Origin of the sequence: Nocardia sp. CA-129566, from assembly GCF_050956075.1 — a bacterium.
In the GTDB taxonomy this organism is placed as follows: domain Bacteria; phylum Actinomycetota; class Actinomycetes; order Mycobacteriales; family Mycobacteriaceae; genus Nocardia.
This window is the reverse complement of record NZ_CP192085.1, coordinates 3,938,696-3,957,735: the sequence shown is the minus strand read 5'-3', so window position 1 is coordinate 3,957,735 and position 19,040 is coordinate 3,938,696. Positions and strand designations below refer to the sequence as shown.

Here is a 19,040-nt window from a genome sequence, read left to right as displayed (position 1 = left end):
CGGTATCGCGCGAGTCGGCATCCAACTCTGACGGCCGCCACCGATCCGCAGATACGACCCGGATCGGCGCACGGCTATGCCGGACAGCCGACGACGGCGCGCGTGCGATGGGCCAGTGACCTCGGATGCAGGGTCACAGGACTCGACAACGCGGTGACCTTTGTCTCTGCTCCGCGACGGCGCTGAGCGAGATGCTCGAACCAGGCAGCCGGCCACGAAATTCACCACAGTGGCAGTGCCGTCGAGAAGAGGTGATCCGGGTGGCGCAGTACCCGTCGCTGTCGGTCCGAATCTGGCGGACGCGACCATGGAATACCAATCCGCTGATGCGGGCGTCGGATCGATTCGAGGCGCTGGTCCGGATGCTGGCCGTTGCGGCGATGCTGGTCGCCATTCCGATCGCGGGTGCCGTGGGGACCGCGGGCTATACCGCGGCGGCGGCGCGGATCATCGCTGACAACTCGGCGAAAGTCGCTGTGACGGGCACGATTTCGGGCGAAGTGAAGCACACCGCGATCGTGTCGGCGCGGTCGGAGATGACCGAGAGCCACGCCGAAGCGCCGGTGCGCTGGAATCAGGACGGCCGATCCGGCACGGCGACGATCGAGGCCCCGGATACGGCGACCCGCGGCGACAAGGTCACGGTGTGGCTCGCCCCGGACGGCACTCCGACCCGTCCGCCGCAGCGGTCCAGTGTCGCCGTCGGCAACGGGATCGAGGTCGGCCTGGCCGTTCTGGTCGAAATCTGGGGCGCCGTCCTGGCCCTGGTCGCGCTCATCATGTGGGCATTGGGCGCTCGACGTCGGGCCGGCTGGGAACGGGAATGGCGGCAGACCGGATGGCAGACCGGCAGCGACCGGCGGTAAGTGTGCGAGTGCGACGAAACTCGCGACCCCACCGGTCGGCCGCCGATGAAGGCACCGACGGCGCAGTGCGTCGAAACGTTCTCGGCTATGGCTGCAGCGATCTTGCCGAGGTCTTCGGGTGCGGCCCCGATGAAGCGGGGGTAGGTGTCCTGCTCGTCCAGCCCGGCGTGTAGTTTCCGCAGCCTGTCACGAGCGGTCGGTCACGCGCACGGTCTGGAATTCGGTGCGTTGGCGCTCGGCAACGATCGTTGCGGTGATGGCATCGGTCCATGCGGCGATCGCAGGCCAGTCGCGCACATCCCCGGACCCGCAGCCGAGCAGCCACATGATCACCCGTGTTGCGAGGTTATCGGGGTGCGGGATTTCTCCCGCGAACCGCCCAAATCCCCACGGGCACAGCTGGTTTCGAACTCTAACAATCGCACCCGGAGTGTAGTGCCGCAGCACGAAACCAAGGGGACCGGGCATCGCCGGGCCCGCGCCCACACTGAACAGCCACGCCGGGCGCACTCGCAGTGCCAGACAGTGCCGATCGATGTAGTCGGAGAATCCGGGCAGAAATGCGCGATAGTGAATCGCGCTGCCGAGCACCGCCGCGTCGAAATGCGTCGGGTCGGGATCCTCGTCCACCGACACGACGCACGCGGACAAGCCCTTGTCCCGCACGCGGGTCGCGATGAACTCGGCGATCTCGGCGGTACAGCCATGGACGGTCGCGTAGACGATGAGCACCGTCTCGACAGTGCGGTCGGAGTCATCAGTGGTCATAGCATCACGGTCCGCAGAATCGGCTCGGTCTGACAGGGTCTTCCGGCGCCTACCAGATCGACCTTCGTCATACGATCGGCAAAGGATCGTGCAGGCGTGACTTTTTCGGCCACAGCGAGCGCGCCCTCGGACGAGTGGCGTCCCTGGGGTTCGCAGGTCGTGGTGCTGGATGTTCGACTCCCGTCGGCAATGGCATCGACCTGTGCCGTGAACTGCTGAATCAGCATCCTGAGCCGCGGTGTCCGATACTTACACCGTTCACCGACGAGCAGGCCATGCTCGACGCCATCCTGGCCGGAGCCAGCGGCTACGTGGTCAAGGACATCGACACGATCGAACTGATCGAGGCCATTCGCGAGGTCGGCGCGGGCAAATCACTGTTGCGTGCGGCCGCGGCACCGATGGCGAAGCTGCGCGAGGAGGCCGAGGCCGAAACCGGGGTCGAGCGTCGAACCCAGGCCGCGGTGCTGGCCGCCGAACTCAACGCGCCCACCAAGAAGAAGTGGGAATGAGGTTTACACGGCACGACATGGGGGTAGATGATCATGCCAAAATGGGGGTATGGATGGCAAGTCCACCGGACCCGGCCAACCCCCGGTGACCGAAACCCTGGCCCAGCTGCGACTGCGTGAATTGCTCGGGGAAGCCCAGGACCGGATCGCCCAGATCGTCGGCGTCCGCGACCAAATGGACCGCCTGATCGAGGCCTTACTGGTCGTCACCACCGGACTGGACCTGGACAACACCCTGCGCTCGATCGTGCACACCGCCATCGAGCTGGTCGACGCCGAATACGGGGCGCTGGGCGTGCGCGAAACCGATAAGAACAGCCATCAGCTCGCCGAATTCGTCTACGAGGGCATCGACGACCGGACCCGGGTCATGATCGGCGATCTGCCGCGCGGTCACGGTGTCCTCGGCCTGCTGATCGAGGAGCCCAAACCCCTTCGGTTGACCAACCTTTCGAAGCATCCGTCCTCGGTCGGCTTCCCGGCCCACCACCCGCCGATGCGCACCTTCCTCGGCGTTCCGGTGAAGGTTCGCAACGAGGTGTTCGGCAACCTGTATTTGACCGAGAAGGCCGGTGGTCAGGAATTCACCGAGGACGATGAGGTCGTGGTGCAGGCGCTGGCCGCCGCCGCGGGTATCGCCATCGCCAACGCGCGCCTCTACGAGCAGTCCCGGATCCGTCAGCAATGGCTGGAGGCCAATCGCGATGTGGCCACCGAACTGCTCGCGGGCGGCGAACCCGACACCGCACTCGAACTGGTCGCCAACCGGGCCCTGACGCTCAGCCAGTCGGCGTGCACCTTCCTCGCCCTGCCCGAGGACCCCGACATCCCCACCGAGGACATCACCGAACTGGTGGTCGCCGCGGCCGCAGGCGTCGGCGCCGACGAACTGCTCGGCGAGCGCATACCGATGGACGAATCGAATTCCGGCGAAGCGTTCCGATCCGGCGAGTTCGTCGCCGTCGACGAACTGCGCTTCCGGCCGGTCTTCTACGAGCCGTCGAAATTCGGGCCAGCGCTGATCCTTCCGCTGCGGGCCAAAGATTCGGTCATCGGCGTGCTCGCCACCGTACAACCGCCCGGTGCACAGCCATTGGACGAGGCCGGGCAGTCGATGATGGCCGCCTTCTCCGATCAGGCCGCACTGGCCCTGCAGCAGGCGACCACCCAGCGACGGATGCGCGAACTCGACGTGCTCGCCGACCGCGACCGCATCGCCCGCGACCTGCACGACCACGTCATCCAACGGCTGTTCGCAGTCGGCCTCTCACTGCAGAGCACGGCGCAGCGAGCCCGGGCACCCGAGGTCAAATCCCGACTCACCGACACCATCGCCGACATCCAGTCGATCGTCCAAGACATCCGGCACTCGATCTTCGACCTGCACAGCGGCACCACCGCGGACGCCCCGACGCTGCGCAAACGCCTGCACACCGTCATCACCGACATGATCGGAGAAAGCGGTCTGCGCACCACAATTCGACTCGCCGGCCCGGTCTCCGTGCTGGCGCCGCCACTATCCGAAGACGTCGAGGCGGTACTGCGCGAAGCAGTCAGCAACGCGGTGCGGCATGCGCACGCGACAACGGTGACGGTCCATCTGCGCGTAGGCGATGACGTCACCATCGAAGTGACCGACGACGGCATCGGCATCCCCGACGACATCACCCGCATGAGCGGATTGGCGAATCTGGCCACGCGCGCCGAACAGGCGGATGGCAGCTTCAGCGTGACCAAAGGCGTGGACGGGGGCACGGTGTTGCGCTGGTCGGCGCCGCTGCCCTGACTGCTGCCGCGACGGCACGGACAGTCACCCCGGAGGGGGCGCCTTGACACCCGGGGGGCACCCGTGTGTGTTCGACCTCAGTCATAGAGGGCGTCGATGCGGTCCGCGAGATTGTCGACGACTATTCTGCGGCGCAGCTTCATACTCGGTGTGAGATCACCTGCCTCGACGGACAGTTCACGGTCGATGATGCCGAATCTCTTGATCTGTTCCCAGCGATTGAGTTGGGCGTTCAGGTCATTGATGTAGCTGGCGATCACGTCGTGGGTCTGCTCGGCGCGCGCGATTTCGGCGAGCGGCAAGTCGGCTAGGCCGTGCTTGTCGGCCCACTCGGTGATGGCTTGGGCGTCGAGACCGACCAAGGCGACGCAATAGGGTCGTGTCTCGCCGCAGACGATGAGTTCTCCGGCATATGGACAGAGTCCCTTGAACGTCGCGGCGATCGCGGAGGGTGCGACGTACTTGCCTTGCGAAGTCTTGAACAAGTCTTTCTTGCGATCGGTGATGTGCAGAAAGCCGTCGGCGTCGATCTCGCCGATGTCGCCGGTGCGGAACCAGCCTTCCGCGTCGAAAGCCTCGGCGGTGGCGTCTGGGCGGTTGTGATAGCCGGTCATCACACCCGGGCTTTTCAGCAGGATCTCACCGTCCTCGGCGATCTTGACCTCGGTGCCGGGGAACGGTTTACCGACAGTGCCGAACCGGTATGCACCTGGGCGGTTGATGAACGAGGCGGCGGCGGTCTCGGTCAGGCCGTAGCCCTCGAGCACGATGATGCCTATCGCGTCGAACCACAGCGCGACATCGCGGTCCAAGGGTGCCGCTGCCGAAACGAAGTACCGCAGCCGCCCACCGAAGCGTTCACGGATGGTGGACAGCACCAGCCTGTCCGCAATTTTGTGCTCCAATGAAACCAGCAGCGACGGCTTCTCGCCGGCCTGTGTGGCACGCGAGACTTTGCTGCCCACCCCGATCGCCCAGTCGAAGATCTTCTTCTTGATCCCGCCTTCTTCGGCCATTATGCCTTCGATGCGCGCGTGCGCCTTCTCGAAAATGCGGGGGGCGGCCCCCACGATGGTGGGGTGGAGTATCGCAAGGTTCTCCACGATCCTGTCCACCCGGCCGTCGATTGCCGTGGGAAAGCCGATCAGCGGTGACAGCGCCAACATCACCTTGCCGAACGCGTGGGACAGCGGCAACCACAAGAAGTTGAGGTCGTCCGGGCCGAGAACGTTCAGGGCATCGATCGCGGCGGCGCTGTAGGTCCATGCGGAATGCGGTAGTAGAACCCCTTTCGGGGTGCCGGTCGTGCCGGAGGTGTACATGATGCTGCCCAAGTGCTCGGGACGGATCCCGCGGATGCGGTCGACGACCGCCTCGGGCGATCCGGCAAGCAATTTCCGTCCGCGCTCTTCGAGGTCATCGAGAGTGATCACCCAGTTTCCGTCGCCCTCGCCGTCGACGATCACTACCTGTTGTACGTCGGGTAGTTCGCCGCGGTGCTCGATCAGTTTGTCGACCTGGGTCTGATTCTCGGCAACAACGACACGGCTGCCCGAGTTGGCAACGATGAACGTGACGCCGGTGGCGTTGGTGGTGGGGTACACCGTGGTGGTGGCCGCGCCAGCGCACATCACGGCGAAGTCGACGAGCACCCATTCATACCGTGTGGACGACACGAGCGCGATCCGGTCCTGAGCCTCGACTCCCAGCGCAATCAACCCGGCGGCGAGGATGTTGACCCGGTCGCCGACCTGCTGCCAGGACACGCTGGTCCAGCCCTCGCCGTCAGGAAATCGGAACGCCTCCGCGTCTGGAGTCGCGGCTACCCGGTCGACCAGCATCTGGGCGACCGACGATGCCCGTCTCTCGATCTTGCTGAGGTCGGGAGGTTCCTCAGATTCTCGGAGGAACTTCATCATTTGATCCTACGAGTCCCCGGCCGATCACTCGGGCGTTCGGACGAGAAACCTGCACTCACGGAGGCTGCGTTGCACCACGGCCGCCGCGAACTCATCGACCGCGAGAATGCGCAGTTACCAAGGCTGCTCCAGCCGATCACACATGTTGTGGGTGCACCAGCTCACCGCAGCCTCGATCACACCGCCGGGCACCAGCTGATCGAAGAAGCCGCGCGGATCGGGCTGAATATACGCGCCGTCGTAGGTGTCGCCCACTATCCCAGACCGCGTCGTAGCGCTTGCCGGTCATCAAATACTCAGTGCCGCAACAGGAATCGTCGTCTGCTTCGCAGCGCTACGCGACTCCCGTCTCTGATCGAGGCGCGGTTGCACTCCCTCGATGGCCCTGTATGGACTCATTCAACCGTCGCCGGATGGGTTGAAAGGTTCCCTCGGCCGTGATCGAATTGGAGCACGACGGGATGGTTGGTCGTGGCAGACGCTGGACTGCTTCGCGGTGTCGATCTGCAGGCTGCCATGGGGTATACGGCGCTCACGGCTCTCGAGAAACACCCGTCCTGTTCGTATGCGTTTCGGTCTCGACACGAGCACTCCACTAGTGCTCGCCGCCTGCACACGACCAGGTTGTCCGCGGTGTCGTGTATGACACCGACCGACGACTTGGCTGACCAACCGCCTTCGGCGAGGTGAAGCCGGGTTCGGCCACCGATCATGCGGCCCACGACCGCCGACGACGCACACGCTCCGATGGGGCCGCGGCTCTATGTCTGTGGAAGAGGAGAAAAATGTCCGAGCCGAACTACACAACCGATGCCGCCGGAATTCCGGCACCGAGCGATGACCATTCCCTGACAGTTGGCCCGGATGGCCCGATTCTGCTGAACGACGCGTATCTGATCGAAAAGATGGCGGCGTTCAATCGTGAGCGCCTGCCGGAACGGCAACCGCATGCCAAAGGCGGCGGCGCGTTCGGCACGTTCGAAGTGACCCACGACGTCAGTGCCTACACCAAGGCCGCGGTATTCCAGCCCGGCAAGCAGACGGAAGTGCTGGCACGGTTTTCCGCTGTCGCCGGCGAACAGGGATATCCCGATACCGTGCGGGATCTGCGTGGGTTCGCTGTGAGGTTCTACACCGAGCAGGGCAATTTCGACCTGGTCGGCAATAACACACCCGTCTTTTTCGTGCGGGATCCGATGAAGTTCCAGGACTTCATCCGGTCCCAGAAGCGCCGGGCCGACAACAATCTGCGCGATAACGACATGCAATGGGATTTCTGGACTCTATCGCCGGAATCGGCGCACCAGGTGATGTGGCTGATGGGAGATCGCGGCATCCCGGCCACCTTCCGGCACATGAACGGGTACTCCAGCCACACTTACCTGTGGATCAACGCTGCCGGCGAACGGTTCTGGGTCAAGTACCACTTCAAGACCGATCAGGGCATCAAGTTCCTCACCCAGGACGAAGCCGCTCATATGACCTCGATCGACATGGACTACCACCAGCGTGATCTGTGGAAGACGATCGAAGGCGGTGAGTATCCGAGCTGGACCCTGAAGATGCAGATCATGCCGTTCGACGACGCGAAGACCTACCGCTACAACCCCTTCGATCTCACCAAGGTATGGCCGCACGGCGACTATCCGCTGATCGAGGTCGGCAAGATGACCTTGAACCGTAACCCGGCCAACTACTTCACCGACATCGAAGAAGCGGCGTTCGAGCCCAGCAACGCGGTACCCGGCACGGGCCCCAGCCCCGACAAGATGCTGCTCGGGCGCTGGTTCTCCTATGCCGATGCGCACCGACACCGGATAGGAATCAACTACAAAGAACTACCGGTCAATTCGGCACACGGCACGGAGGTCCGATCGTGGGCGAAAGACGGCGCCATGCGCCACCACAACCCAGGCGATCCGGTGTATGTGCCCAACTCGAAGGGCGGACCGCACGCCGATCCCGCGGTGACGGGAACGCCCGCCGGTTGGTATGCCGACGGCGAAATGGTGCGAACCGCCTACACGCTGCGCGCGGACGACGACGACTGGGGACAGGCTCGCACCATGGTCCGCACGGTTCTCGACGACGCCGCCAGGACACGACTGGTCGACAACATCATCGCGCACCTGCTCGACGGAGTGAGCCCACCCGTGCTCACCAGGGCGTTCGCATACCTGCACAACATCGACAAGGATCTCGGTGACCGAGTCGAACACGGGGTACGGGCCAAGCAGGCGCAACACGAACCGACCGCCGCAGCGCGACCGAAAGTCGGCCACACGGGGTAGATGAAAAACCTCCGCCGGTAACCGGATGTGAGATCGGCGCAGCGCGGGCCTGGATGGAATCGACGGTCGACGAGGAGTGTGGCTGGCACCTGGCAACGGACCGATCCAGGATCAACGGCGTGCCGATGCCCGTTCACTGGAAACCGCTGTCTCCGTTGGGGTTTCTGCTGGGTTCTGCTGCGGTCGGCTCGATGCGCCTTCCGGGTCCGGCCGCCGTAAACCGTTGAGATTGCCCGTGATTCGAGATCGTTGCACGACCGGACGCCATTGTCGATCGAGAGCCTTCGAACTCTGGCATAGACCGGTGCCGTGCGGGTGCGCTCAGTAGGGCCCGGTCTGGCTACGCACGAAGGCCGGAAACGAGCTGCGGTCGCTGCTGCGCGAGCACGACCCGGCATTCCTGGGCACCTTCGCGGTCAAGTCCGCCACTGTGCGGCCTGCTGCACGATCTCGGGAAAGATTGCGGCGATGAGCTGGGGTGCGCTCGCGGGGTTCATGCGAACCGCCGGACCGCAATACCGTGGAAGTATGCGAACTTTTGTCCATCTTTTGCTGCTCGTCTGCGCTGTCGCCGTGGCCGTCGGCGCGTTCGGTCCGCTCATCGGCACGATCGGGGCCGGTGACGTTCGGTTCGAAGATCTGCGTGCAGGTTTCGGCTCCGGGCTTACCCTCGACCAGATCGGTGCTCAGTCGGTTTCGTTTCAAACCTCACTGGCCGTCGTCATTGTCGGCGTCGCGGTCGCGATCTTGATTGCCGCGCTGTTCGGCTCCCGCATAATCGGCTGGCTGGGCGTGGTCGTCGGTCTGGTCGCACTCGGGGTGCTGACCTGGCGGTTGGACCAGCAGTTCGACCACCAGTTACGCAGTGACTACCGCGATCTGCTCAGCGGCAGTTGGGGCCTGTATCTCGTCGGCGGCGGACTGGTCATCGCCCTGCTGTCGCTGCTCGTCCCCAGCGAGCGCCGAAGCTGAGCAACACTGTGAACTGAGATGGTTTCAGATCCTGTGTGAACTCGAAGCATCGACGCGGCTGCCCACCGTCAGCCGAGCTCAGCGAGCTTGCGCCGCAGCACCGCCCGCTCGCGCGCATTGCCGCACAGCTGTGCCGCGCGCTCCAGTTCGGCGCGCGCCTCATCGGTGCGTCCCAGGCGGGTGAGCAGCTCACCGCGAACGCTCGGCAGCAGATGCGAATTCGACAGCGCCTCGGCCGCCACCAAGCTGTCCACGATCGGCAGCGCCGCCGACGGTCCCCGGGCCATGGCAACCGCCACTGCCCGGTTGAGGTCTACCACCGGCGACGGGGCCAGTCTGCCGAGCGCCTCGTAGATGAGCACGATGCGCTCCCAGTCCGTCGCCTGGACGCTGGCTGCGACGGCGTGACATTCGGCGATCGCCGCCTGCAAACCGTAGGCCGCGAGGCCACGGCCGACCTGCTCCGCGCGGGCCAGGGCGGCCCGGCCCCGTCGGATCGCGGCCCGGTCCCAGCGGCGGCGGTCCTGCTGCTCCAACAGCACCGGCTCGCCATCCGGTCCGGTACGGGCCGGGAAGCGGGCCGCGGTCAGTTCGAGCAGCGCGAGCAGACCGTAGACCTCGGGCTCGTTCGGCACCAGCCGGGTCAGCACCCGCGCCAGGCGCTGTGCCTCGCCAGCGAGCTCGAATCGGATCAGCTCGTCACCGGAGCTGGCCGAAGAACCTTCGGTGAAGATCAGATAGATCACATTGAGCACCGAGCCGAGGCGCTCGGTCCGCTCTTGCGCCGACGGCACCTCGAAGGGCACCCGGGCCGCCGCCAGGGTCTTCTTCGCGCGGGTGATCCTGGCCTGCACGGTGGCGGTCGGCACCAGGAACGCCTTGGCGATCTCATCGCTGGTCAGACCGCCGACCACCCGCAGGGTCAGCGCCAGCCTCGCCTCCCGGGAGAGCACCGGGTGGCAGGAGATGAACATCAACGCGAGCACGTCGTCATCGATCCGGTCCGGATCCCAGAGCATGTCCTCGGCCGCGCGGGTGGGTTGGCTTCCGGAGATCACACCGCCCTCGTTCAAATCACGGGCCAGGGCGGCGTATCTCTCGTCGAGGGCGCAGCGCCGACGGAATGCGTCGACGGCGCGACGCCGACCGACGGTGAGCAGCCACCCCGCCGGGTTGCGGGGCGCGCCGTCACGCGGCCAGGTCACCAGGGCCTCGGCCAGCGCCTCCTGGGCGAGGTCCTCGGCCAGCGCGAAATCGCCGGTGTACCGCGCGAGTGCACCGACGATCCGCGCCGACTCGATCCGCCAGATGGCGGCGACGGCCGCACGGCCGGTGTGATCAGCCATCGCCGTTCGATCCGCTCAGAGCTGACCGGTCGCTTCCCGCCACGCCCGCTCCTTTTGGACCCACTCGTTGTCCTGCGGGAACTCATCGATCGTGGTGACCCGGCGGATCTCGGTCTTGAAGCCGGCACCGGTGATCGGCGACCGTTTGGCCCACTCCACGGCTTCTTCCTTCGATGCCACATTGAGAATGTAGAACCCGCCGAACAGCTCCTTGGTCTCGCCGTAGGGGCCGTCGGTGACCACGGGCGTCTCGGCGGAATAGTCGACGACCACCCCGTCGGCAGCATCGTCGAGGCCTTCGGCGGCGACCAGCACGCCCGCCCGGATCATCTCCTCGTTGTACCGACCGACGGTCTCGAGCATCTTGTCGAAGTCGATACTCGCCATCCCCGCGTAGGCCTCGTCGGTGGCGCGCCAGATCAGCATGTACTTCATGGTTCTGTCTCCTCGAGTTTCCGGGTCCCTCTCGGACCCTCTCACCCCTGAGTCGAACGGGGAACTCCTAGATCGACATGCCGCCGACAAATTCTTTACCAGCGCCCGACCTTGTCATCCCAGGACCGGAATTCGCCGGTAGGTCCATACTCGGACAACAGCGGCAAATCGGACAGCGGCGCGCCGCTCGCTCATGGCGGCACGCGAGTGCAGGTCCAGGGCCAGCGTGATCCGGGTTCGATCTCGGATGCGCGACGATACCGGAACCTTCGCGCTGGTCGTATCATGTTTGCGCGCACCGTTTCACGTCAAAGACCACCCCTAGGCCGACACCGGGCTACTCCGTCCTCGCGCTGATCGGCGCTCCGGGGCCGGCATCGATGAATTGCCGCTGCCGCGCTCGGCGATGGCCCCCATTGCCGCGGTCGAACCATCCTCGGCCAGCCGAGATCGAAGTTCGGCAGAGCTGGGACTGGACGGCTGTCGATATCGAGCGATATCTACTGCACGAGAGCACTTCTGGTCCCGGCTGTCATGTGGCAGTCATGTCACGATAACATTGATAGGGTTGCTCTACGTTGATGCGGCGCATCCGCCCGAACAAAGGTTGGTGAGTCCACCGATGTCGGTTTCGATATTCGATGAGGCGCTTCCGCGCGGCGAACGTGACGGCTTCGGGCTACGAGTCGGTGCGATCATCGACCGGGGTGGGGAAGTACTGCTATTGGAAGCCCTCAGCACGGGGCCGATCCCGCTCACCCGCAAGCTGCCGGGCGCCACCGTGGAACCGGGAGAGTCGGTCACCGCGGCCTTGATTCGCGGGGTCCGCGAGGAGACCGGTTTGACCGTTACCGACATCACCCACCACGTCGGCGACTTCGACTACCTGTCTCCGGCCGGAAAACCGGTCCGGCGCCTGCATTTCGCCGTGGACGTGGCATTCACCGAACCTATTCTGCTCAGCGCACACGGTGGGTACGAGTGGACGCCATTGGATGGAGAATTGCTCGTGACGCCGTCGATCCGCGGAATTCTGCAAACCTATAAGGACCTCGTCTACCGCTGAGCGGTCCGGACATGAGAATGCCCACCAAGCCGATAGTGCGGGGTCGACTCGGTGGGCATACCGCCGCGCGCCGTCACGGACCGGGCGGAGACGGGGTAGGAGTCCGCTGCACCGGTACGGGTCGCATGGCGGTCGGCGCACCCGCCGAACAGGCTCGGGGAGTCGGGCTTCGTCCTGTTCGGCGCGGTGCACGGTCAGCGGGTTATCACAGTGAGCCACCACCGCCGAGCAGCCACGGATTGAAGGCGCACTCCAGATTCGGATGCCCGACCGGGTCCAGCGCGTGCAGGGCGATCGACAGCGCGCGTGGTGAGTACATGATGGTCAGGTGGTCGGAGAGATCCTGTTCGCAACCGTCCTGCAGGGTGATGTTGTGGACGGTCACACCGGGTCCGGCCTTCAGGAAGGTCAGATCGTACGGATTGGTGACCTCGTCATAGCGGGTGCCGACGACCGTGTAGTCGACCCCGGGGACGGTATCGCCGTTCGCATCGAGCCGGTTCACGAAATCCGAGCCGATGGTCTGCTGGATGCCGGCGTGACCGACGAAGATCTCGATGAAGCCGAGGATGTCGATGCCGAAGTTATTGATGGCCCGGCCCAGTGCGCCGATGCCGTCGAGGCTGGTGCCGTGGTGCGTGGCGCCGAAGGTGACCAGGTTCTTCACCTTGGCCGCGCCGCCCTCGAACTTGGTGTACCAGTTGGCCATCGAGCCGCCCTGCGAGTGCGCGACGATATCCACCTCGGACACGCCGGTCGCGGCGAGCACCCGATCGACGAAGGCGGCCAGCTCCTTGGCCGAATCCTGGATATAGCCGGTGCCCATCACACCGGGCAGCACCGACCCGAGGCCGCCGCCCTCCAACAGATTCGAGCGACCGTAGTTGAAGGTGAAGACGCAGAAGCCCGCATCCTTCAACGGCTGGCCCATATAGGCGAACCCGTTGTAGGCGTTCATCCAGGTGCCGTGCAGCGCGACCACCGGCCGCGGATGTTCGGCGGTCGGCTTGCAGTTCCAGTCGTTGGTGCCCGGCGGCGCGACATCCGGATTCAGCAGACCGTAGCCGAACGCGGCCAGCCACGATGTCATCGACGGACCGTAACCCTTTGTGTCACTGGCGTATCCGCCCGAGGATCCGGAACTGCTACCGGAGCCGCCGTAACAGTTGCCGGAGCCGTTACCCGATCCGGCGCCGGATCCGGAGGTGCACGCCGATCCGGAACTGCCCGCGCTGCCCGAACCGGCGACCGGCGCGGCCTTGCGGCCCGCGGCGATGTAGTCGGCCAGCGCCTGCTCGGTCGGCGCCGGATCCGGATTCGCATTGGCCGCGATGCCGGTCATGCTCATGACGAGCACCGAGACGCCCATCAATACCGCGGCGCTGACCGACCGGCCGCATCTACTTCGTTTCATGATCTGCCTTCCTGCAGAACGTCAGCGTTCGAGTGACAGCACCGAGGACGGTGCGCCCAGAAGTGGCGGGCCGACAGGGGCTGAAACTGGGCCGAACGCTAAAACGGTGCAGCGGCGAAACCGATGGGTCTGCGAGGTAACTGGACACCTCACCAAACGGCTTTGTCCCCGTTAGGGATACGACACAGCCGCAGATTTTCGACCGCGCGCCAACGGCACAATTCGAACGATCAAATTCAGTGAATTTTCCAGATCACCAACTGCTCACGAGGGATTCGGGGCGAACAGGACGACCATGGCTTCACGTTCCCGCCGTCGGCGGCCACCCGATGACCGACAATTGGAGCTGCCATGTTCGACCGGATCGAATCGACCGTCCGCCTCGGGCGCGGCATCGCACGGATCACGGCAGGTGCGCTGGTCGGCGCGGCCGCGCAGAACGCCGAATGCTCGGCCCGGATCATGCACGATATCGGCATGCGCGACGCCGTCGTGGTGACCTCGGCCGACCACATCGACCGGGCCGCCGCGCTTTTCGGCGATGCGGGCAGCGCCGTGGTCGCCAGGGTTACTCCCGAACAAGTGCCGCCGCTTGCCTGGAACTTCGGCCCGACACCGTAGCCCGCACCAGCGCAAAACAGGAGCGAAGATGAACGACAACGTCGTCGATGCCGTTGCCGACCCGGCGGCCCAGGCTCGCGCACTACTGGACCACCGATATCGGTCCGCCATCTGTTATGAGGTCGGGCGGGAAAAGATTCGCGAATTCGCCCGTGCGATACAGGATTTTCACCCCGCCCATTGGAATGAGGATGCGGCCGCACAGCTCGGATTCGGTGGACTCATCGCACCGGCGACATTCGCCTCGATAATCCTGCTGCGGGTCCATCGCGAAATACTGGACACACTCATCACCGGCTATGACGCGACCCGGATTCTGCACGCCGACCAAGTGCTCGACATCGGCAGGCCGCTGGTCGCGGGCGATCGATTGACCTGCGATGTCTATTTCGAATCATTCCGGCAATTCGCCGATTACGACGTGCTCGCGGTCAAGAGCGTATTGCTCGATCAGCACGGCGAGGTGGTGCAGACCGGGTCGACGGCCCTGCTCGCGCGCACCGGCCCCGCTGGCTCCGGATTCGCGGAACGGGTCGGCAAGATCGCCATGCACTCCCTCAGCGGGCCGCCGCGCTCACCGGGCGTCGTCGTCGCGGGCGAGGGCGACGGCATATCGGCACCGATACTGCCCCGAATACCGCGCACCACAGTAGATTTCGAATCCTTGTCGGTCGGTACCGAGCTGCCGGCTCGCGTGGTCCACCTGTCCCGAGGCGATCTGGTCAACTACGCCGGGGTGACCGGCGACAGTAATCCGGTACTGTTCAGCGAGCAAGTCGCCGCCGCGACCGGACTGCCGACAGTAGTCGCGCCCGGCATGCTCGAACTCGGCTTGGCCGCTGGCTTCCTCAGCGGCTGGCTCGGCGATCCCGCCGCCGTCACCCGGTTCCGGGTCCAGTTCGCTCATTACACGCACTACTTGCACATCCCGCCGCTGCAGGCCAGCGCCATCGAATTCCGTGGCCGGGTGAGCTCACTCGACCCGTTCCGGCGCAAGGCGACCATCGCATTGGACGCAAGATCGCACGGCCGTAAGCTTTTCGGCTATGCCGCCGCGGAAGTCCGCTTCCCCGTGGCGTATTGAGCGGTGTCGAGCAGGCCGGTGAGCCGCGCGAGTCGGCGATGGGAGTCCAGCCGCGCGGCCCGGTCGTAGGTGCTGGTGTGCACCAGGATCTCGTCCGCGCCCGTGCGTGATACCAACGCCTCCAACGCGTCGGCGACCTCGTCCTCGGTGCCGTGGATGTGATCGCGCAGCACATCGTCGAAGATCCGGCGCTCCCGCTCGGTCATCGCCGTGGACTCGATCTCCGCGGGCGGGATGAGAACCGGGAATTCGCCACGCGTGCGCGCATACGCGGCCGACCACGCCTCGGGCAGCAATAGCCGATGGGCTTGCTCGGTCGTATCGGCGATCACCACCGCCCCGGAGACGACGACATACGGTTGCGCGCCCCAAAGCGTCGGGCGGAATTCCGCTCGATACCGCTCGATCGCCGCCACCATGCGGTCCACCCCGGCGATCGAGGCGATCACCAGCGGCAGCCCGAACCGTGCCGCACGCTCCGCACCCGATCCGGTGGCCAGCAGAAATGCGGGCACACGCAGCCCCTCCGCGGGCCACGCATGCACACCCGACCGACCGCGCGCGAAGTATTCGAGCACATCGGTGAGCAGCCGGTCGAAATCATCGGCATCGGTCTTGTCGTGCCCGAGCGCACGCCGTACCCCATCGGTGAAGCCGACCGAGCGTCCGAGTCCCATATCGATCCGCCCCGGATACAGCGATTCCAAGACCCCGAATTGTTCGGCGACCACCAGCGGCTGATGGTTCGGCAGCATCACCCCGCCGGTCCCGATCCTGATCCGGGATGTCGCCGCCGCGGCCGCCGCCGCGAGTACCGTCGGGGCCGAACCCGCGACCCCGGGCACACTGTGATGTTCGGACACCCAGAATCGGTGATAGCCCCACTCCTCGGCCAGCCGCGCGAATTCGACGGTCTCCCGCAGCGCCTCCGGATGGCTTTGTCCGCGTCGAACGCGCGAGCGATCCAGAATCGAAAACCGCACCGCACCGAATCCCGAAGTCATATCTGTGTCAACACGCCCCGCCCCGGCGCATTCCGCCGTGCGGTGAGCCGGACAACACACCCTGGATGCGAGAATGGGTCCCGCAACTGCGTAATCCGGTGGTCGGTCCCGCGGTAGTCGGCGCGTATCGCGGCTCGACACGAATGGCGGCGCACGCCGTGGAGGCGCGAATGTCGGGGATCGTCCAGTTTGTCCAACGAGCAGGCCGTCGCACCACGGCGTCGGCGGGCATTGCGCTCGTCGCCATTCTCGCCGTGGCGGCAACGGCGGTGATCGTCGCGGTATGCCATTCCGAACAGGCGTCCAGCGATGTGTGCCCAGGTGATCCCGTCGCATCGTCCCCGCCATGGGCGCTGTCGAATACGCAGGTGGACGCACCGATCGACGCACACCCCTTCGTCGGAAACGGCTATCTCGGCTTGCGCGTTCCGCCGCGCGGTATGGGCTATGCCGCGACCGATGAAACGACCGGCTGGCCGCTGTACACGCCCGCATACGACGGCGCTTTCGTCGCCGGCCTCTACGCACACACACCCGGTGTTGCCGACAACCGCGAGGTCGCCGCGGCCATCCCGAACTGGTCCGGACTGCTGGTCGGTGTCGGCGATCAGACCTATTCACCAGCCACTCCCGCGACCGAGATCACCAACTTCGAACAGACACTGCTGCTGCGCTGTGGACTGGTCCGCACCCGCCTGACCTGGACCGCGCCGGACGGTAAGGCCACCGATCTGGTCTACGACGTGCTCACCGATCGGACCGATCAGCACGTCGGAGCGGTCCATCTCACGATGGTTCCGCGCTGGTCGGGTGAGTTGGTGGTCTCCGATCTGATCGACGGCGCGGGAGCTCGGCGGATCGGTCGGACCGATGTCGGTGCCCGCGATGACGACGCCATCCGGGTCGGCTTCCGGACCGACGGGACCGATATCAACGGCGATATTTTCTCGGTGCTGCGGCCCGGACAGGGCATCCAGTCCTCGGCGATCGAGCAGACACCCTCACCGCGCGACCTGAGTGCGCGCCAAGACGTTCGATTTCCGGTGCGCGACGGCGACATGTACCAGGTGACGAAGTTCATCGGCGTCGACACCAGCCGCACCGCGGACGACCCGGCCGCTTCGGCCTACGAGGCGGCACAGCGAGCCGTTCGGTCCGGGTGGGCGGAACTGCTCTCGAATACGTCCGCGGCGTGGCGGGAGCGGTGGCGCGGTGATGTCGAGGTGCCCGGTCAGCCGGAGGTGCAGACCTGGGCGCGCGGCGCGCTCTACTCGCTGTACTCGAGCACGAATTCCCGCCAGGACAACAGCATTTCACCCGTCGGGCTCAGCAGCGACAACTATGCGGGCGCGGTGTTCTGGGACGCCGACATCTGGATGTTCCCCGCACTACTGCAATTTTCGCCGGACTTGGCGAAATCCATTGTGGAGTACCGCTATCGGACCCTGCCCGCCGCGCGGACGAACGCTCAGCGGCTCGGCTATCGCGGCGCGTTCTACCCGTGGACCAGCGCGAGTCGCGGGGATCTCGATGAATGCCACAGCTGGGATCCGCCACACTGCCTGACCCAGATCCATTTGCAGGGCGATATATCCCTCGCGGCGTGGCAGTACTACACCGCCACCGGCGATACCAACTATCTGCGCACCCGCGGCTGGCCGATCATGCGCGAGGTCGCCGAATTCTGGGCTTCGCGGGTCACCCGCAATGACGACGGCAGCTACTCCATCCGCAATGTCGCGGGCCCCGATGAATACAGCAACGGCGTCAACGACGCGGTCTACACCAATGCGGTCGCCGCACTCGCCCTGCGCAATGCCGCACGGGCCGCCGAGATGCTGGGCGAGCGGCGTCCGCCCGAATGGACCACGATCGCCGACCGCCTACGCATGCCGTTCGACAGCACGCAACGGATCTTCGTCCAATTCGACGGGTACACCGGTACTCCCATCAAACAGGCCGACACCGCCCTGTTGATCTATCCCCTGGACTGGCCGATGCCGCCGGATGTCGCGGCCCATGTGCTCAACTACTATTCGCAGCGAACAGATCCCGACGGCCCGGCCATGACCGATTCCGTGCACGCGATCGACGCCGCGAAGATCGGCCTACCCGGTTGCGCGGCCGACACCTACCTCGAACGCGCCGCACGCCCCTTCGTGCGCACACCCTTCGGACAGTTCGCCGAGGCGCGCGGCGAGAAGGTCGGGGCCAGGGACCCGCTCGCGGGCGCACCGGCCTTCACCTTCGTCACCGCCGCGGGCGGTTTCCTGCAGACCTTCACCAATGGACTGCTCGGGCTGCGCTTGGATTCCGATGACATCCGTATCGCCCCCACGCTCCCGCCCGAGTTGAGCGAGGGCCTCACGATTCGTGGAATCCACTGGCAGGGGCGGACTTTCGATGCCACGATCGGACCCGACGAGACCACATTGACGCTGACCCACGGTCAACCGATGCAGGTCCGGACGGAGTCCGAAACCCGCCTGCTCACCGATGACGCCACCTTCACAACCCGACGCCCCGATCTGACCCCGACCGACAATCTCGCCCGCTGCAAGCCGGTCATGACCACCTCCGACGAGCCGGGCAAATACCCGGCCGCCGCAGTCGACGGCAGCACCGCCACCGGCTGGGCGCCCGACGGACCACAGGGTGCGCTCATCGTCGACCTCGGGAAAGATACCCGCATCGATCGAATCGTTCCACACTGGACCGAACCAACCACCACCACAACCACTTTCACGGTCTCCCCGGACGAGCACGCTTGGACTCCGGTCACCGTGGATCCGGCAACGGGAACCCTGCCCAACCCGATCTCGGCCCGTTATGTGCGTCTCGAACTCACTGCCACTAACCCGGCCACTCACCCCGGTATCCGCGAACTCGAAATCTCGGGCCCCCGAACATAATCCGAACTACTGCCCAGCACGTTGCTTCCATCTCACGTAGACAC

15 protein-coding genes and 1 pseudogene are annotated in these 19,040 nt (G+C 65.4%); 9 read left to right on the top strand and 7 right to left on the bottom strand.

The window, feature by feature from the left end; genetic code table 11:
* Window positions 1–260: 260 nt before the first annotated feature.
* Window positions 261–866: an Rv1733c family protein gene (locus ACQP0C_RS17270; protein ID WP_433733897.1), complete on the top strand. Its 606-nt coding sequence runs from the start codon at window positions 261–263 to the stop codon at window positions 864–866.
* A gap of 186 nt (window positions 867–1,052) precedes the next feature.
* Here ACQP0C_RS17270 and ACQP0C_RS17265 read toward each other — a convergent pair whose 3' ends face one another.
* Window positions 1,053–1,634, bottom strand: a complete 582-nt coding sequence (locus tag ACQP0C_RS17265; protein WP_433733896.1) for a flavodoxin domain-containing protein — start codon at window positions 1,632–1,634, stop codon at window positions 1,053–1,055.
* A gap of 69 nt (window positions 1,635–1,703) precedes the next feature.
* On the opposite strand from ACQP0C_RS17265, the pseudogene ACQP0C_RS17260 reads away from it, so the two are divergent.
* A pseudogene (locus tag ACQP0C_RS17260) lies at window positions 1,704–2,146 on the top strand (response regulator).
* A 49-nt stretch (window positions 2,147–2,195) separates the two neighbouring features.
* Window positions 2,196–3,932 carry a sensor histidine kinase gene (locus ACQP0C_RS17255; RefSeq protein ID WP_433733895.1) on the top strand — a complete coding sequence of 579 codons (1,737 nt, stop codon included), beginning with the start codon at window positions 2,196–2,198 and terminating at the stop codon, window positions 3,930–3,932.
* A gap of 77 nt (window positions 3,933–4,009) precedes the next feature.
* Here the strand turns inward: ACQP0C_RS17255 and ACQP0C_RS17250 are convergent, their stop codons facing one another.
* Together ACQP0C_RS17250 and ACQP0C_RS17245 are read right to left on the bottom strand one after the other, a co-directional pair.
* Complete coding sequence (locus tag ACQP0C_RS17250; RefSeq protein ID WP_433733894.1) at window positions 4,010–5,848, bottom strand: AMP-dependent synthetase/ligase; 1,839 nt, start codon at window positions 5,846–5,848, stop codon at window positions 4,010–4,012.
* A gap of 117 nt (window positions 5,849–5,965) precedes the next feature.
* Complete coding sequence (locus ACQP0C_RS17245) at window positions 5,966–6,106, bottom strand: hypothetical protein (protein ID WP_433733893.1); 141 nt, start codon at window positions 6,104–6,106, stop codon at window positions 5,966–5,968.
* A 530-nt stretch (window positions 6,107–6,636) separates the two neighbouring features.
* Here ACQP0C_RS17245 and ACQP0C_RS17240 point away from each other — a divergent pair.
* Window positions 6,637–8,142, top strand: coding sequence for a catalase (locus ACQP0C_RS17240; RefSeq protein WP_433733892.1), 1,506 nt, complete (start codon window positions 6,637–6,639; stop codon window positions 8,140–8,142).
* Window positions 8,143–8,670: 528 nt separating this feature from the next.
* On the top strand, window positions 8,671–9,114 hold the full coding sequence (locus tag ACQP0C_RS17235; RefSeq protein WP_433733891.1) for a hypothetical protein: 444 nt from the start codon (window positions 8,671–8,673) through the stop codon (window positions 9,112–9,114).
* Between the two features lie 68 nt (window positions 9,115–9,182).
* Here the strand turns inward: ACQP0C_RS17235 and ACQP0C_RS17230 are convergent, their stop codons facing one another.
* Both ACQP0C_RS17230 and ACQP0C_RS17225 read right to left on the bottom strand, forming a co-directional pair.
* Entirely contained in the window at window positions 9,183–10,460 is a 1,278-nt protein-coding gene (locus ACQP0C_RS17230; RefSeq protein ID WP_433733890.1) for an RNA polymerase sigma factor, read from the bottom strand.
* Between the two features lie 15 nt (window positions 10,461–10,475).
* Window positions 10,476–10,895: a YciI family protein gene (locus ACQP0C_RS17225; protein WP_433684570.1), complete on the bottom strand. Its 420-nt coding sequence runs from the start codon at window positions 10,893–10,895 to the stop codon at window positions 10,476–10,478.
* 622 nt (window positions 10,896–11,517) lie between these two features.
* Between ACQP0C_RS17225 and ACQP0C_RS17220 the strand changes: the two genes are divergently transcribed.
* Window positions 11,518–11,961: an NUDIX hydrolase gene (locus ACQP0C_RS17220; RefSeq protein ID WP_433733889.1), complete on the top strand. Its 444-nt coding sequence runs from the start codon at window positions 11,518–11,520 to the stop codon at window positions 11,959–11,961.
* A 205-nt stretch (window positions 11,962–12,166) separates the two neighbouring features.
* On the opposite strand, the gene ACQP0C_RS17215 is transcribed toward ACQP0C_RS17220, so the two are convergent.
* A complete protein-coding gene (locus ACQP0C_RS17215) occupies window positions 12,167–13,375 on the bottom strand; it encodes an esterase/lipase family protein (protein WP_433733888.1) in 1,209 nt (402 codons plus the stop codon).
* Window positions 13,376–13,726: 351 nt separating this feature from the next.
* Between ACQP0C_RS17215 and ACQP0C_RS17210 the strand changes: the two genes are divergently transcribed.
* Both ACQP0C_RS17210 and ACQP0C_RS17205 read left to right on the top strand, forming a co-directional pair.
* A complete protein-coding gene (locus ACQP0C_RS17210; RefSeq protein WP_433733887.1) occupies window positions 13,727–13,996 on the top strand; it encodes a hypothetical protein in 270 nt (89 codons plus the stop codon).
* Window positions 13,997–14,024: 28 nt separating this feature from the next.
* Window positions 14,025–15,080: a fused (3R)-hydroxyacyl-ACP dehydratase subunits HadA/HadB gene (locus ACQP0C_RS17205; protein ID WP_433733886.1), complete on the top strand. Its 1,056-nt coding sequence runs from the start codon at window positions 14,025–14,027 to the stop codon at window positions 15,078–15,080.
* Here the strand turns inward: ACQP0C_RS17205 and ACQP0C_RS17200 are convergent.
* Entirely contained in the window at window positions 15,041–16,084 is a 1,044-nt protein-coding gene (locus ACQP0C_RS17200) for an LLM class flavin-dependent oxidoreductase (RefSeq protein WP_433733885.1), read from the bottom strand. The two genes, ACQP0C_RS17205 and ACQP0C_RS17200, sit on opposite strands and share 40 nt — an antisense overlap.
* Window positions 16,085–16,149: 65 nt before the next feature.
* On the opposite strand from ACQP0C_RS17200, the gene ACQP0C_RS17195 reads away from it, so the two are divergent.
* Entirely contained in the window at window positions 16,150–18,996 is a 2,847-nt protein-coding gene (locus ACQP0C_RS17195) for a discoidin domain-containing protein (RefSeq protein ID WP_433733884.1), read from the top strand.
* The last annotated feature ends 44 nt before the right edge of the window (window positions 18,997–19,040 follow it).